Source organism: Marinomonas ostreistagni, assembly GCF_016888445.1.
In the GTDB taxonomy this organism is placed as follows: Bacteria; Pseudomonadota; Gammaproteobacteria; order Pseudomonadales; family Marinomonadaceae; genus Marinomonas; species Marinomonas ostreistagni.
Map to the genome: position 1 here is coordinate 101,920 of NZ_JAFEKF010000005.1, position 14,234 is coordinate 116,153.

At 49.0% G+C, this 14,234-nt stretch carries 17 protein-coding genes; 11 read left to right on the plus strand and 6 right to left on the minus strand.

The features are described from left to right. Positions 1-44 precede the first annotated feature (44 nt). Positions 45-1,967, minus strand: a complete 1,923-nt coding sequence (locus JQX58_RS13395) for a RecQ family ATP-dependent DNA helicase (protein WP_204147376.1) — start codon at positions 1,965-1,967, stop codon at positions 45-47. Positions 1,968-2,107: 140 nt separating this feature from the next. Here JQX58_RS13395 and JQX58_RS13400 point away from each other — a divergent pair, with 140 nt between their 5' ends. The 7 genes from JQX58_RS13400 to JQX58_RS13430 all read left to right on the plus strand — a co-directional run bounded on the left by JQX58_RS13400 (position 2,108) and on the right by JQX58_RS13430 (position 7,347). After that, positions 2,108-2,509 (plus strand): SpoIIAA family protein, encoded by a 402-nt coding sequence (locus JQX58_RS13400; RefSeq protein WP_204147377.1) that lies wholly within the window; start codon positions 2,108-2,110, stop codon positions 2,507-2,509. 52 nt (positions 2,510-2,561) lie between these two features. Further along, entirely contained in the window at positions 2,562-3,215 is a 654-nt protein-coding gene (locus tag JQX58_RS13405) for a TIGR02466 family protein (RefSeq protein WP_204147378.1), read from the plus strand. 23 nt (positions 3,216-3,238) lie between these two features. Next, the gene (locus JQX58_RS13410) at positions 3,239-3,586 is read left to right on the plus strand and encodes a DUF4870 family protein (protein WP_204147379.1); all 348 of its coding nucleotides are present in this window, start codon (positions 3,239-3,241) and stop codon (positions 3,584-3,586) included. A 175-nt stretch (positions 3,587-3,761) separates the two neighbouring features. Beyond that, a complete protein-coding gene (locus tag JQX58_RS15540) occupies positions 3,762-4,781 on the plus strand; it encodes a diguanylate cyclase (protein ID WP_204147380.1) in 1,020 nt (339 codons plus the stop codon). Between the two features lie 62 nt (positions 4,782-4,843). Then, complete coding sequence (locus JQX58_RS13420) at positions 4,844-5,740, plus strand: aldo/keto reductase (RefSeq protein ID WP_204147381.1); 897 nt, start codon at positions 4,844-4,846, stop codon at positions 5,738-5,740. Positions 5,741-5,780: 40 nt separating this feature from the next. Next, positions 5,781-6,266 carry an HPP family protein gene (locus tag JQX58_RS13425; protein WP_204147382.1) on the plus strand — a complete coding sequence of 162 codons (486 nt, stop codon included), beginning with the start codon at positions 5,781-5,783 and terminating at the stop codon, positions 6,264-6,266. 73 nt (positions 6,267-6,339) lie between these two features. Continuing rightward, positions 6,340-7,347: an LLM class flavin-dependent oxidoreductase gene (locus JQX58_RS13430; RefSeq protein ID WP_204147383.1), complete on the plus strand. Its 1,008-nt coding sequence runs from the start codon at positions 6,340-6,342 to the stop codon at positions 7,345-7,347. A 30-nt stretch (positions 7,348-7,377) separates the two neighbouring features. On the opposite strand, the gene JQX58_RS13435 is transcribed toward JQX58_RS13430, so the two are convergent. Continuing rightward, positions 7,378-8,772 (minus strand): sensor histidine kinase, encoded by a 1,395-nt coding sequence (locus tag JQX58_RS13435; RefSeq protein ID WP_204147384.1) that lies wholly within the window; start codon positions 8,770-8,772, stop codon positions 7,378-7,380. Positions 8,773-8,792: 20 nt separating this feature from the next. After that, positions 8,793-10,349, minus strand: coding sequence for an HD domain-containing phosphohydrolase (locus JQX58_RS13440; protein ID WP_204147385.1), 1,557 nt, complete (start codon positions 10,347-10,349; stop codon positions 8,793-8,795). 308 nt (positions 10,350-10,657) lie between these two features. Between JQX58_RS13440 and JQX58_RS13445 the strand changes: the two genes are divergently transcribed. From JQX58_RS13445 to JQX58_RS13460, 4 genes are all read left to right on the plus strand, one after another. Next, the gene (locus JQX58_RS13445) at positions 10,658-11,065 is read left to right on the plus strand and encodes a ketosteroid isomerase-related protein (protein ID WP_204147386.1); all 408 of its coding nucleotides are present in this window, start codon (positions 10,658-10,660) and stop codon (positions 11,063-11,065) included. 42 nt (positions 11,066-11,107) lie between these two features. Continuing rightward, the gene (locus JQX58_RS13450; RefSeq protein WP_204147387.1) at positions 11,108-11,698 is read left to right on the plus strand and encodes a GNAT family N-acetyltransferase; all 591 of its coding nucleotides are present in this window, start codon (positions 11,108-11,110) and stop codon (positions 11,696-11,698) included. Then, entirely contained in the window at positions 11,695-12,573 is an 879-nt protein-coding gene (locus JQX58_RS13455) for a carbon-nitrogen hydrolase family protein (protein ID WP_204147388.1), read from the plus strand. The genes JQX58_RS13450 and JQX58_RS13455 overlap by 4 nt, the downstream gene beginning before the upstream one ends. Before the next feature lie 91 nt (positions 12,574-12,664). Further along, entirely contained in the window at positions 12,665-13,210 is a 546-nt protein-coding gene (locus JQX58_RS13460; protein WP_204147389.1) for a YaeQ family protein, read from the plus strand. A 2-nt stretch (positions 13,211-13,212) separates the two neighbouring features. Here JQX58_RS13460 and JQX58_RS13465 read toward each other — a convergent pair whose 3' ends face one another. From JQX58_RS13465 to JQX58_RS13475, 3 genes are read right to left on the minus strand one after another with little or no spacing between them, the layout of a single operon-like run. Continuing rightward, positions 13,213-13,485, minus strand: coding sequence for a hypothetical protein (locus JQX58_RS13465; RefSeq protein ID WP_204147390.1), 273 nt, complete (start codon positions 13,483-13,485; stop codon positions 13,213-13,215). Then, a complete protein-coding gene (locus JQX58_RS13470; RefSeq protein ID WP_204147391.1) occupies positions 13,485-13,889 on the minus strand; it encodes a hypothetical protein in 405 nt (134 codons plus the stop codon). The genes JQX58_RS13465 and JQX58_RS13470 overlap by 1 nt, the downstream gene beginning before the upstream one ends. Before the next feature lie 12 nt (positions 13,890-13,901). Further along, on the minus strand, positions 13,902-14,228 hold the full coding sequence (locus JQX58_RS13475) for a hypothetical protein (protein WP_204147392.1): 327 nt from the start codon (positions 14,226-14,228) through the stop codon (positions 13,902-13,904). Positions 14,229-14,234 lie beyond the last annotated feature (6 nt).

The following is a 14,234-nucleotide window of genomic DNA, read 5'->3' on the forward strand; positions in this document are numbered from 1 at the left end:
AAGCACCGTGTTAACAAACATTAAGACGGCGCTAGTGTAGCATCTCAGAGATTTTCTGCTTGCTTTAATAAGGTGCTGTAAGCCACCTCTTCGTACTTAGCAAAGCTTGGCTGCTGACGCGCCTTGAGCTTGGTAAACACAGGCTGTGTCAAACCTGCCATAAAGCGGGCTAACAGCACTGGCGTCACTTGGTTCTGCGGCAGTTTCTGCAACAACCAAAGTTTGGCAGCTTGCATGTCTGAAGCGAGACTATCTATCACTTGATAGTCTTCATTTTTCACCAGCGATAGCACATTGCCACGACAGACAGAGCAATGCCCGCAGTGCTCCGGTGCGTTCGCATCGCCAAAGTAGCGCGCCAAGTTATGATTCAAACAACGGTTCAGTTCAAAGAAGCGAATCATGGTGGCGATGCGCTCAATTTCAGAGGTTTCCTTTTGCGCCACATAGTTTTGCAGCGCCTCTGCCAACGTCGGTGTTAGCAACTCTGTGCGCACGCCGTACACTTCGGTCAGCCCTTTGGTTTCTAAGGTAATCAAGTCACGATCCGCAAGCTGCTCTAGTAAACTCAAGACTTGGCCACGCTCTACACCTTGTTGCTGCAAACGCTCAAAGTCTGGCACGCCCCAGATCTTCTTAAATACTGTGTGCTGCGCAACTTGCTCAAACACGGCTTGCTGCTCGCCAGGCAACGCTGCGCGAATTTGCTCAAGGCTTTGATTCCATTTGAGTTTTACATCACTGTAGTAGCTATAGCGCGGCATAATCGCACCTGCGAGCTCCATTTGTACTAACAGAGTTTTCAGCGGCAGCGCTCGGATATTCGTGGTCTGGGATAAGCCGTAGGCTTGGGTTTCCCATTCACCGTTGACCGTATTACTAAAGATTTCTTGCAGTAACGCTTGGATGGCATGGGGCTCTGGCGTGTCGCCATAAACGAAGTTTTCTAAGACATGAAGCCCATCGAGACTCGCTAACATGACACAACGACTCGGCTGGCCATCACGCCCGGCACGGCCGATTTCTTGGCTGTAGTTTTCGATCGATTTGGGTAAATCGTAATGTACGACAAAGCGAATATCAGACTTGTCGATGCCCATGCCAAAAGCAATGGTGGCAACGATGATACGCGTTTGCCCAGCCATAAAATCGTTTTGAATCGCAGCCCGTACTTCGTTACCCAACCCCGCATGGTACGACACCGCTGAGTATCCGGACTGCTGTAAGCTTGCGGCCAACTCATCGGCGGTTTTTTGTTGCGTGACATAGACAATGCCCGCGCCGTCCGTTTCATTGAGCACTTGGCGCAACAACGCTTGTTTGTCTTGGCCTTGGGCCGAGATCAAGTCGATGTCCAAGTTTTGACGATAAAAGCCAGTCTGCACGATGTGCTCTGGGGCGATGTTGAACTTAAGCGCCATGTCTTTTTGCACGCGACGTGTCGCGGTCGCCGTCAGCAACAGTACCAATGGGATGTTGAGCTCTTGCTGGTATTGCGGCAGCTTTAAATAGTCTGGGCGGAAGTTATGGCCCCACTCAGAGATACAGTGCGCTTCGTCCACCACCAGCATGGAAATCGGCACCCCCTGGATAAAGCGACGAAAGCGTTCGTTTTTAAAACGCTCCACCGAGATCATCAAGATTTTGATCTGCCCGTCGCGCACCTGCTGCATGACGGCTTGGCTTTCTTCTTTGGTTTGCGTCGAATCGAGACTCGCACTAGGAATGCCCTTGCTTTGCAAAAACGCCAGCTGGTCATGCATCAAGGCAATCAAGGGTGAAATCACCAAAGTCAGGTGCGGCAGCTGCGTCGCGGTGAGTTGGTAGCACAAGGATTTACCTGAGCCGGTGGGAAATACTGACAAGGCAGAATGCCCTGCCAACAGTTGTTCGATCGTTTGTTGCTGTCCTTCGCGAAACTGATCGAAGCCAAAATATTGTGTTAGCAATCCTGCTAATGTATGCATAAATCATGGCCTTTATTAAATAACAATGGAAGCCCGTCGTAGGCGCTACCATTTTGGCGGATTTGATGATCCAATAACACCCTCAAGGACGTATAGTATCTTTCTTCTACTTACCTATTTAGGCTACGGATAGCACCCCAATGAAAACGGAACTAAGCCACCCAGTGATTGATTCAGGTATTGAGCTTAACGTGGAACGTCACCAACAGACGTTGTTATTGCGTTTTAAACCATCAGGTAAATTAACACCTGCAGATTACTTAAGCATCGAACCACGCCTAGTCGCTGCGCTGTATTCCATCAACACCCCCAAAGTGCGCGCTTTGGTTGACCTGAGCGATTTAGGCCAAATCGATGTGCGCAGTGCATGGGAAGATATTATCTGGATGCACAAACACAGCAGTGAATTTGAACGTATTGCGCTCTATAACCCACGTCCGTGGCATCATTTGATTGCTCGCGTCGGCAACTGGTTTATGCAGGGCGAAATCAAAACCTTTGACCAGTTTCAAGATGCGCTGCAGTGGAGCCATGCTCATTAAGCGCTGATCTCTGTTACACTTTGCGTTTCTAATCAATCCTTGTGAATGCCTTATGGAAACGCCAACCATCGAAACCTTCAATACTTGGACCACGCCACTATTTGTCACTCAGCTGGCTGACCATGAATTTCTAAAAGACGCTTTGCTGGCACACATTTATCAGCGCCAGCAAGATCAAAATAATGCCATCGACAGTGCCGTGGCAGTACAAGCCAAACATAACCTTTCTGAGAGCCGTCTGGATTTCTTAGAGGACGACGTACCAGAAGTGATGGAGCTACGCCGTAGCGTTGAAGAGCTGGTCGCGGACATCGCCCTGCAGGTGAATCATGCACACTGGCCCGAAGAGTGTGACGTGTACGCCCATGTGATTGAGTCTTGGTACCACATTACCCAAAACGGCGGCTACCACGATGCGCACTCGCATCCGAACTGCTCATGGTGCGGTATCTATTATTTAGAACCAGGCGAAGCCAATCTTGAGCAACGCAATGGCGTCAATCGCTTTTATGATCCACGAGTTAATGCCGAGCACTATGCAGACCCTGGCACGGCGTATTTAGGCGGTCAAGGCTTCTGGGACTTTTCACCGACCGAAGGCCAAGTCGTCATCTTTCCATCCTACCTTAAGCACTCGGCGTTGCCCTATTTTGGCCAGCAAGATCGTGTTGTCGTGGCCTTCAATTGTGTGATTGACTTGGAATAACAAGGTTCATAACAGGAGTTATCATGTCGTTAGACCCGCAACAACCTTTAACGCCCTACGATGAGCAAGCCAAAAGCAATGTGTTGATCGGTTATCTACTGATGATCGTTGGTTTGTTTACCGGTATTTTTTGGCTCGTGGGGGCCATCTGGGTGATGGCCAAAGCAAGCGAAGCTCGCGGCAGTGTCTTTGAAGGACACTATCAAAACATCAAATCGATTTTTTGGTGGGGCATCGGCATGACCATCATAGGTGTCTTACTTGCGGTATTTTTGATCGGCTACCTATTGGTTTTAGGTGTCTGGATTTGGTCAATCGTAAAGCTGATTAAAGGCTTCGTACTACTGCTCGACAATCAACCCTATCAATAAAAGCTGTGACGGAAGTCAGTCAATAAGACTTTCGTCATAACTCTCCCCTAAGCGATGCGTTAAACTATCACTCTTACACAATGTTTAAACATTACCCACCCCATGCTTAGGGTATCGTTACGCAAGCTTGAACCTCAATGAGAATTACTTCTATCCTGATAAGGACCATGGCGCTGTGAACGAAACGTCCGTCAACATCGTGAACCAAAACTTTCGTAAAACCATCCCGCTGATGGTCGGCAACAATATTCCTGTTACCCCTCCTTATTACACGCTTTGGTACAGCTATGTTACCAATGCGATTCCAGCCCTGACGCAACGCATGGATGAGATCCTAACGGGCCAACAACGCTGTGATCGCTATCTATGTGACAGTCTGCTCGATGAATTCATGGTCGGCAATGCCAAGACTCAGCTGGCTGATATTCAAAACAGCATCCACCAGGTGGTCAACTCGATCGGTGATTCGACCGAACATGCGATGAACAGCGCTGATCATCTCAATGAGTCGCTCTCTGAAGACATGGCCGTCATGGCCCAAGAAGCTCGCCAAGGCAACCACCCAACGGCCCATAAAATGGTGCGCTTGGCGCAAAATTTCATGAGCAAAACCGAAGACTATCGCGCTCAATTAGCCCAACAAAACGCTGAGATTCAAGCCCTTAAAAAGCGTATCGCTGAAACTGAGCGCCAAGTGTTTACCGATGGTCTTACCAGCATTTTTAATCGCAAGAAATTTAATGAAGACCTCAGTGTTTACATGGCGACCAGCGCCACCACCTGTGTCGTCTTAGTCGATATCGACCACTTCAAGCCCTTCAATGATCAATACGGGCATTTAGTCGGCGACAAGGTGATTCAAACGGTGGCTCAAGCCCTGAAGAAGACCTGCGAAACCTCACAAAAAGATGCCCAAGCCTATCGCTTTGGCGGTGAAGAATTTGCCGTGCTACTGCCGAATACCAATATCGAGGTGGCAACACGCTTTGCGGACAACATTCGCGACCGCGTCAGCCGCTTAAATCTCACCAATAAAAAAACCGGTGAAAAGCTTCGCCCTATTACCACTTCGCTAGGGGTGGCCCAATGCCAACCTGGCGAAACCATCGAATCTTTATTAGAGCGCGCTGACCAACGCCTTTACGATGCCAAAAGGTCAGGTCGAAATTGTGTTCGGCCAGCCCTTGCCAGCTAGGTGTCGCCACCGCTAGAGTAGTTCTACATTTTTATTGAAGCGACGGCTTTAAGGAGCACTCTATGACGCATCCATATCATCCTCTTGGCTTCACGGGTTCACGCCTTGCCCAAGGTTATTGGCGCTTGGCCGAATGGGGCATGACTGATCAAGAGTTGGTGCGTTTTATCGAACAGTCGATTGAAGCAGGCATCACCACAGTGGATCACGCTGATATTTACGGTGACTACCAATGTGAAAGCCTATTCGGCAAAGCCTTAGCGCTCAAACCTTCGCTGCGTGACCAACTACAAATCATCACTAAGTGTGGCATTACCCTACCTAGCCAACACCGACCTGAGATCAACTGCCATCGCTACGACCACAGTACTCAGCACATCATTGATAGTGTCGATGCGTCACTTAAGAGCCTTAATGTCGACAGCTTAGACATGCTACTGCTGCACCGCCCGAGTCCGCTGATGGACGCTGACCATGTGTTTGAAGCGTTTGAGCACTTATATACCGTGGGGAAAGTACAGCACTTTGGCGCATCTAACTTTACCCCCCAGCAATTTGATCTGCTGCAGTCGCGCTTAGATATGCCACTGATGGTCAACCAAGTGGAGCTATCGCCACTGCAGTTAAAGCACTTTGAAGACGGCACTTTAGAGCACGCTCAACAACATGCGATCACACCAATGGCTTGGTCACCCTTTGCCGGTGGTGACCTGTTTCGCCTTGAAGGGATCAACCCAACGCTGCACAAAGCACTGACCGATCTGGCTGAAGCGCATGGGGCAAGCTTAGATCAAATCGCCATCGCTTGGTTATTACGTCATCCTTCTGGCATCGTGCCGGTGCTAGGTTCTGGACGTATTGAACGCGTGCAATCCGCTTGTGCCGCACAAAATATCCATTTAAATGATGATGAATGGTTCAAAGTCTGGATTGCCTCAACGGGCCATCCAGTGCCTTAATTGTTTCGTTTAGATCAACTGGCTTAAAAGGAGCCTCTCAATGTCATCGCGTCCATTTGTTCCACAAAAATTACAGCAAGCCCTCATTGCTGGCATCGGTGCCGCACTGTGTATCAGTTTAATCGCCATGGGCGGTACCATGACACCGGATTATTTAGGCGTGATGGCACCGTTTGGCGCGACTATGGTGATTTTGTTTGCTCTGCCACAAAGTCCATTAGCGCAACCTAAAAACATTATTGGCGGTCATTTACTGACCGCTGCATTAGGCCTTGTCATGGCGCATTACGCTGATATCACGCCCTACACCTTAGGTCTTGCCGTTGGGCTTGGCGTTGCCATCATGATGCTCACTGGCACACTGCATCCACCCGCTGGCGCTAACCCTTTGCTGATCATGCTTACCCAAGCCCCTTGGTACTTTTTTATCACGCCTGTATTAACTGGCTGTCTATTTATTGTTGCGTTTGGCTGGTTTTACCATCGTTTTGTATCAAAGTCTGAATACCCTAAAAAACAAGGATGATACGCGCCATGGGATTGCGAACCCCTATGATGGTCCCCATGCTAGGAGCATTAGGTAACCGTTGGAGGACTCTATGTCGATCCCATTTTCAATTTTAGACCTTGCTCCCGTCGGCGAAGGCTACAGTGTCGCCCAAGCTATTCAACATAGCCAAGCACTCGCTCAATGTGCCGAGCAACATGGCTATCAGCGTATATGGCTCGCAGAACACCACGGCATGCGCGGTGTATCCAGCGCGGCCACCGCGGTGATGTTGGCGGGTATTGGTAACGCAACACATAAAATTCGTATTGGCTCCGGCGGCGTCATGCTGCCTAATCATGCGCCATTAGTCATTGCTGAACAATTTGGCACACTGGCCGAAATGTTCCCCGGACGTGTTGATTTGGGCTTAGGCCGTGCCCCGGGCACCGACATGGCGACCGCTCGCGCGTTGCGACGTAACATGGGCGGCCAAGTGGACACCTACCCTGAGGATGTAGAAGAGCTACAAGGGTATTTAGCGTCAGAAAATAAAGTGAAGCCCATTTTGGCTGTGCCAGGACAAGGCACACAAATCCCTTTATGGTTATTAGGCTCAAGCTTGTACTCCGCGCAACTGGCCGCTCATATGGGTTTGCCGTTTTCGTTTGCGTCGCACTTTGCCCCAGACATGTTGCTGGAAGCGATCAATATTTATCGCGCCAATTTCCGCCCTTCTGAGCAGCTAGACAAACCTTATGTCTCTGCTGGGGTCATGGCATCGGTCGCTGAGTCTCAGGCCGAAGCTGAGTATCGCTTCACCTCCGCACAGCGCCAGTTTGCCAACTTGCGCCGTAATGCTAATCGCCCGTTTCCTGAGCCAGTGGAAGATTTATCCAGCGCCATTGCCCCAGCGGAAATGCCAATGATCAACCAAACCTTGCGCTATGCCATGGTGGGCACGCCTGAGCGTGTGGAGCAAAAGCTACAGCAATTTGTGGAACAAACCGGCGTCGACGAGATGATCTTCTCCTTCCCTATCCACGACCCGCAAGCACGACTTAAGGCCGTCGAACTGACCGCCAGCTTAGACTTAATGCAAGCCCAAGATTGGTGCTAACTCATTAGCGCCAATCTCATTGCTTGAAAGTTATTGAGCTTGCGCCATTGCTGCATCAGGGTGCTGCAATGGCAACCGGATTTGAAAGTGCACGCCTTGGTGACCATCGTTGAGCACTTTGATCTCACCTTTTAGCTTTTGCGTGACTAGGTTATAGGTGATCGACATTCCCAGACCTGAGCCGCCTTTCGTGCGGCCAGTGGTGAAGAAAGGTTCAAATACTCGCTTGGCCACCTCGGCGGTCATACCTTTGCCATTATCATGATAATCCAGCACGATCTCATCGCTCTCTTGCGTTGCGACCAATGAAATTTCATTGTCATAGCTGGCACTCTCAAAGCCATGAATACAGCTATTGTTGACTAAGTTAGTAATGATCTGATCGATAGCGCCAGAATAAGTAATCAGCCTTAGATGCTGTGGTACATCACAGGTCACAGTAACTTTTTTGGGTTTATAAATTGGCTTCAAACTGCTTACTAGTGCGTCTAACGAGCGGCTTAGATTCACCTCTTCCATTACATTTGACGCCTGATCCACAGCGGTTTTCTTGAAGTCAGACACGAGTTTAGCCGCTCGCTCCATATTGCTTTGAGCAATATCGTGGGCCGAATCAAATTCATGCAGAAAGCGAATAAAGCTGTTTTCATCCAAACGCCCGTGGGCGTAATCATCGCGCAGTGTGGTTACTTCACCTTTGATATGGCTCAATGAGGTAATCGCTACCCCCAAAGGCGTATTCACTTCGTGAGCGACGCCTGAGACTAAGCCACCTAATGCCGCCATTTTCTCTGACTCCACTAGATGATCTTGGGTACTTTTGAGCTCATCTAAAGCTTGGTTTAATTCCTTGGTACGCTCTTTGACTTTTAATTCGAGCTTGGCATTCGCATCACACAATGCAGCTTCGAATTGGGCGCGTTGGTAAGCGGATAATGCGCGACCATAAAGGTCACACAGTGCCCCTGAAAACGAGGCTTCATCATCACTCCAGTTACGTCCACGAGTGGTTGATTCCGAGCTGATGACACCGATCATTTTGCCACGGTGACGAATCGGTGTATCCAAGCGTGAGCCAATACCACGAGGCTTAATATAAGGCTCTAAAAACTCTTGGATGACCGTGCAGTAGTAAGCATCATTGGCGCGAATCGTGCGCGCCTCATCTAGCGCTTGAAAATACTTGGGGAACTCTCGACGGGTTAAAACGCGCTGCTCTTCTTCAATATTGTTATAGACATCAATCAATACATGGCATTCGATCGATTCACTGTCCTCAGACATAAGCCATAATCCGGCGCGATCAACATTTAAGCCCTCGACCAAAGAGTCGAGGATCAAACGAGCTGATCGCTCCAGATCACCCTCATCAATATATTGCGACTGAGATACGCTAAGCAGAATACTCTCTAGCACGGCATTCATACGTTCTTCTCCGACGCCAATTAATCTGGATAAATACTACGCAGTGCCATGATCTTATCGAAATGCTCAATTGCCAAATCACAGATATCGGGATCAAAGTGTCGGCCGCGTTCTTCTTTCAATAGCCCGAGAATTTTCTCTTCGCTCCATGGCTCTTTGTAGGCGCGTCGAGCGGCCAACGCATCGATTACATCGGCGATCGCCATGATGCGCCCTTCTACCGGAATCTCTTGTCCTTTAAGCCCCGATGGATAGCCCGAACCATCCCATTTCTCGTGGTGGAACAACGCGATACGAGCGCCAACTTGTGGCAAAGCACGCTTCGAGTGGGTTAATAGGTCATAACCAATTTGCGCGTGAGTTTGCATGGTCGACCATTCGTCCGCATCTAATTTCGCAGGCTTATGCAGAATATGTTCAGGAATCGCGATCTTACCAATGTCATGCATGGGGGTCGCATGCTTAATCAATTGCACGAAATCTTCTTCAAGCCCATAACGCTGCGCTAAAAACTCCGATATCAGCGATACGCGGCGCACATGGGAGCCAGTTTCTTTACTGCGCTGCTCGATCGCCTCGCCCAAGACAAACATCAATTCTTGCTGGGTACGTTCGATGTCTTCACGGCGTGTGAGACTTTCAAAAATAATCGATACTTTGGTAAGCATCACGCTTAAAAGGCGCTGAGTTAAAGGCGTCATGCTACGGTTTAACGACACGCATGCAACACACTCACTGGTGCCAGATAGCGCGGTATAACTTAAAAACTGGTCATCGGTTTTGATATCCGCTTTTTGCTCTAAGGCTTGGTTTACTTGGACTCTCAGATCCTCAGGCAAAATATCCCGCTCAAAAGACGTCTCGATCTGGTAACGCGTACCATCCGATGCCAACAGAATCTGCTCGCGCTCGTGCAGCGCATTGGTTTGCTGATAGTGCAGGTAAAACGCTACGTTGTCTTGATTAAGTAGAGCCTTGGCCTCTTTGACAACTTGGGCACAAAAAGCTTCACTGCTATTGGCTTGCAAGACACGTGTGGTGGCCGCAACCACATCTTCTAAACCTTTGTGACCTTGCTCGACCTGTTTAATGTCACGGTACGAACGAATCGCCGCATAAATAGTGGTTTTTAAACGAGTGGAATTAAGCTCGGTTTTGTTTTTGTAGTCGTTGATATCGTAATCACGGATCACGTTTTCTTCGGGTGCTTGGCCTGGTTGTCCGGTGCGCAGCACCAAACGTGTGGTAGTATTTTTATTGCTCTCACGAATCCATTTCACCAGGTCCAAACCAGCATGATCATCCTCCATCACCACGTCTACCAAGGCGATGGCAATATCAGGATGCGCTTGGAAAAGCTTGCGCGCCTCTTCTGCTGAATGAGCTTTTAAAAATTCTAATGGGCGATCGTCCACTTGAATACGCTTAAGCACCATTTCAGAAACGGCAATGACATCGTCTTCATCGTCAATCAAAGCCACTTTCCAAGGCATAAGTGCATCCTCAAGCTTGCTATCAATGGCTTGTGACGAAACTTTCGGTTGAGAAGCTTGTTTAGAGAAAAGTGGGTTTTGCATAGTAGCCTTCCATATCTGTGTCGATGCACGTTGCACCTCTTAATATTAAGATAGGCCTTTTATTAGGTTTTGTTCAATTTACAAACAGCATTTTATCGTAGCAAAAGGTAGCCAAGTGTAGCTTTATGCATTCCCAAATCTCCCTTTGAAGCGCTTGGAAATCCCACACAGTACCCCCATTATTCGAGTTTCTAGTTACGACAAACAGATGCTTGAAATGGCCATGCCTCACACTCAAGTATTTAATCTCGTATCCTAGGCGATTATCATTCGGACTTTATATTTTTTACATTATGGGAGCCTTTGCCATGAGCCAAGCGACTGTTGCGTTACTGCAAAAATACTACGAAGCCTTCAACGCTCAAGACATGGATACCTTCTTGTCTCTTTTGACCGATGATGTCGTGCATGACATCAACCAAGGTGACCGTGAAGTCGGTAAAGATACTTTTGCTGCATTCATGGAGCGCATGAACAAGAATTACAAAGAAACCATCGTTGATATTGTCGTCATGTCAAACGAAGCCGGCGATCGTGCCGCGGTAGAATTCACCGTACTAGGCGAATACCTAGCGACAGACGAAGGTCTGCCGGAAGCCAACGGCCAAACTTACAAACTACCAGCAGGCGCTTTCTTTGATATCCGTGATGGCAAAGTGGCACGCGTAACCAACTACTACAATCTAGAAGACTGGATCGCTCAAGTTTCAGCGTAACGTCTTATCTCGTTCAAACATCACCGATAGACAGGAACGCCAATGCTGACTTTTCAACGACTTTCTGGCCCAGCACTCAATCAATACATTGATGAGCTGGCACAGCTACGTATGCAGGTATTTCGTGACTTCCCTTACCTTTATGATGGGGATTTGGCCTACGAAGCGCGCTATTTAAAAACCTACATCGAAGCCCCAGACAGCGTCATCGTATTGGCGTTCGATGGTGATAAAGTGGTTGGTGCATCGACTGGCTTACCGCTACGCCACGAAACTGATGAGGTGCAACAACCCTTTATCAATGCTGGCTACAACATCGACGAGATCTTTTACTGCGGTGAATCAGTGTTACTCAGCGAGTACCGCGGTCAAGGTGCTGGCGTGGCGTTTTTTGACTACCGAGAAGCCCATGCGCGCACCCTCTCAGGTATGCAATATGCCTGCTTTTGTGGCGTACAACGCCCCGCAGATCATCCGGCACGCCCGGTAGACTTCGTGCCACTTGATCAGTTTTGGCAAAACCGCGGTTATGCCGAACACCCTGAGCTGACGACCCACTTTAGCTGGAAAGATGTGGGCGACCAAGACGAATCTCTAAAACCCATGACCTTTTGGATGAAGCCTTTATCATGAGCGCCTTTACCGTAGCGACCGCACAATACGACATTAGCTTTTTTGAACAATGGGAAGCGTTCGTCGATAAACTCGATAGCTGGGTAGCAAGCGCGGCACAACAAGGTGCAAAGCTGCTGGTATTCCCCGAATACGGCAGCATGGAACTCGCTTCTCTGTTTGGCCAAGAGGTCTACAGCGACCTGCAAAAACAACTGCACGCCATGCAAACGCTGCTACCTAAATGGCACGCGCTGCACGAGCAACTGGCCAAACGTCACGACGTCTTGATTTTAGCGAGCTCTTTCCCGACCGCTCAAGCCGATGGCACTTTTGTAAACCGTGCCAACTTATTTGGCCCTGAAGGTTTATTAGGCTTTCAAGACAAGCTCATCATGACGCGTTTTGAAGATGAGCAATGGTTTATCACAGCAGGGCAACAGATCAATGTCATTGATACGCCGCTGGGGCGTATTGGCATCCACATTTGTTATGACTCTGAGTTCCCAATGATTGCCAATCAGCAAGTCGCAGCAGGCGCTGATTTACTCTTGGTGCCTAGCTGTACCGACACGCAAGCAGGGTTCTACCGCGTCCGTATTGGCTGCCAAGCTCGTGCTTTAGAAAACCAATGTTACGTTGTGCAGGCACCTACCGTCGGTCAAGCCCCTTGGTCAGAGGCTGTCGATATCAATACTGGCCGCGCCAGTGTTTACACGCCAGTGGATTATGGCTTTCCTGATAATGGCATCCTTGCCGAAGGTGAAGACGGTTACGTCGGTTGGGTTTATGCTGAGGTCGATCTCACCGAAATCGCCCGCATTCGTGAGCAAGGCCAAGTCTTTAATTACCGCGACTGGCCCAAACAGTTTGAGCGCCAAGCGCCAAAGTCATAACGTTTACTTCTCACAGTCCTAAAATTTGTACGCCCGTCGTTCGCTTTGGGCGTACAATACCTGCTCTTTTTACGTTTAGCAGAATTCAACAATGGCTCTTAAAGCAACGATTTACAAAGCATCGGTCCAAGTGTCTGATATGGACCGCCATCATTACCAAAGTTACGACCTAACACTAGCACTGCACCCCTCAGAAACAGAAGAACGCATGATGGCACGCTTAGCCGCCTTCGCCTTATTAGCGGATGAAAAAGAAGGGGATGAACAGTTAGCATTTTCTAAAGGCCTGAGTACCGAAGATGAACCGGATCTGTGGCAAAAAAACTTTTCCGATGAAGTGCTGTTGTGGGTCGAGCTTGGACAACCAGATGAAAAGCGTTTACGTAAAGCGTGCGGCCGCGCTCAGCAAGTGGTAATAGTAAATTACAACGATAAGTCAGATATCTGGTGGGATCAGAGCAAGGGCAAATTGAGCCGCTTTGACAACCTGCGCGTGTTGCAGTTTGCCGAAGCCGAGATTCAAGCACTAGAAGCTCTGTGTGCTCGCACCATGCAACTAAACGTGACCATTCAAGATGGCGAAATGTGGGTCTCGAGCGAACTGGGCGAATGCGCCCTGCACCCAACTTGGCGCTAACGTTATAGGTTAAACTTCTTGGCTGCGTATTCTGATGCAGCCTTGACCGCTTCCACTTGCGCGGCTTTAAGCAACGTCTTACGGATGCCAACTGCGGCGTCTGTTTGCGTGGTCATTCCCAAAGCAAAACTAGTGATCAGCCCTTTCGTACTCGAAATACTGTCTAAGATTTGCTGTTTCATGTTTTCGCGATCGCTTTGTGCGCGCATCTCATGGCGCTTACAACGCCAATACATACGATCTCGCTCCGCGTACATTTCTTTTAGACCAAACATTAATCCTCCTCATCCGTAGGGATAATAGCATCGAGTGTGCGCGTGATATCCATGCGCTTTAACGTCCGCTTAATCAAATACACCAAGCCCAAAGAACTTAGAAGTGTAAGCAGTAGCGCGACTATTAAAATGCCTAAAAGCGGAAAACCCGCGGCGTAAGCGGCCGTCGCCGCCACCGCGATCAATAGTAGCCAACTGGTGACCAGCAGGAAAACAACCCCTGTCACAAACGCAACTAGCTGAGCACCCGATGCCATCCAAATCTTAGCTTCAATTGCACTAAGTCCTAGCATGGTTTTAAGCCACTTCCTGTGACTATTGGTAAGCTGAGCTAAATCAATTTCCTCTTCTTTAGAGGGCGTTGTGTCGTTTGCTGTATTGGGCGTCGCTTCCTGCTCTGTCATGCAGTTATCCTATTATTTGCGTTTGCAAAGAAGGCTAGCAGCTACTGCGCCTGCAAGGAAAGCAAAACCAACGGTTTTGATAGGATTTTCTTTAGCGTACGCACCGACAGCCGAAGATACACGTTCAGACTGCTCTTGCGCCGTTTCAGCAATCTTGTGCGCTTGCTCACTGATCTGATGAGCGACCGCTTGAACTTGCTCTTGACCATAGTCTGCCGCAGAAGCGGCACCGTCTACACCTTTATGAGCAGAATCTACGGCCTTATCCACTGCTGCGTGTGCTTTTGCAGTGGTGTTGTTTTTCTCTTGCGCTGCGTTGTTTGCGTTTGTTGCTGCCATGTCGTG

Excerpts from the sequence above, each read along its gene's own strand:
- JQX58_RS13395 (WP_204147376.1), bottom strand. The coding sequence starts at position 1,967 with ATGCATACATTAGCAGGATTGCTAACACAATATTTTGGCTTCGATCAG.
- JQX58_RS13455 (WP_204147388.1), top strand. The coding sequence starts at position 11,695 with ATGAGCGCCTTTACCGTAGCGACCGCACAATACGACATTAGCTTTTTT.
- JQX58_RS13425 (WP_204147382.1), top strand. The coding sequence starts at position 5,781 with ATGTCATCGCGTCCATTTGTTCCACAAAAATTACAGCAAGCCCTCATT.
- JQX58_RS13405 (WP_204147378.1), top strand. The coding sequence starts at position 2,562 with ATGGAAACGCCAACCATCGAAACCTTCAATACTTGGACCACGCCACTA.
- JQX58_RS13440 (WP_204147385.1), bottom strand. The coding sequence starts at position 10,349 with ATGCAAAACCCACTTTTCTCTAAACAAGCTTCTCAACCGAAAGTTTCG.
- JQX58_RS13445 (WP_204147386.1), top strand. The coding sequence starts at position 10,658 with ATGAGCCAAGCGACTGTTGCGTTACTGCAAAAATACTACGAAGCCTTC.
- JQX58_RS13435 (WP_204147384.1), bottom strand. The coding sequence starts at position 8,772 with ATGAATGCCGTGCTAGAGAGTATTCTGCTTAGCGTATCTCAGTCGCAA.
- JQX58_RS13400 (WP_204147377.1), top strand. The coding sequence starts at position 2,108 with ATGAAAACGGAACTAAGCCACCCAGTGATTGATTCAGGTATTGAGCTT.
- JQX58_RS13460 (WP_204147389.1), top strand. The coding sequence starts at position 12,665 with ATGGCTCTTAAAGCAACGATTTACAAAGCATCGGTCCAAGTGTCTGAT.
- JQX58_RS13465 (WP_204147390.1), bottom strand. The coding sequence starts at position 13,485 with ATGTTTGGTCTAAAAGAAATGTACGCGGAGCGAGATCGTATGTATTGG.
- JQX58_RS13475 (WP_204147392.1), bottom strand. The coding sequence starts at position 14,228 with ATGGCAGCAACAAACGCAAACAACGCAGCGCAAGAGAAAAACAACACC.
- JQX58_RS13420 (WP_204147381.1), top strand. The coding sequence starts at position 4,844 with ATGACGCATCCATATCATCCTCTTGGCTTCACGGGTTCACGCCTTGCC.
- JQX58_RS13430 (WP_204147383.1), top strand. The coding sequence starts at position 6,340 with ATGTCGATCCCATTTTCAATTTTAGACCTTGCTCCCGTCGGCGAAGGC.
- JQX58_RS13450 (WP_204147387.1), top strand. The coding sequence starts at position 11,108 with ATGCTGACTTTTCAACGACTTTCTGGCCCAGCACTCAATCAATACATT.
- JQX58_RS13410 (WP_204147379.1), top strand. The coding sequence starts at position 3,239 with ATGTCGTTAGACCCGCAACAACCTTTAACGCCCTACGATGAGCAAGCC.
- JQX58_RS13470 (WP_204147391.1), bottom strand. The coding sequence starts at position 13,889 with ATGACAGAGCAGGAAGCGACGCCCAATACAGCAAACGACACAACGCCC.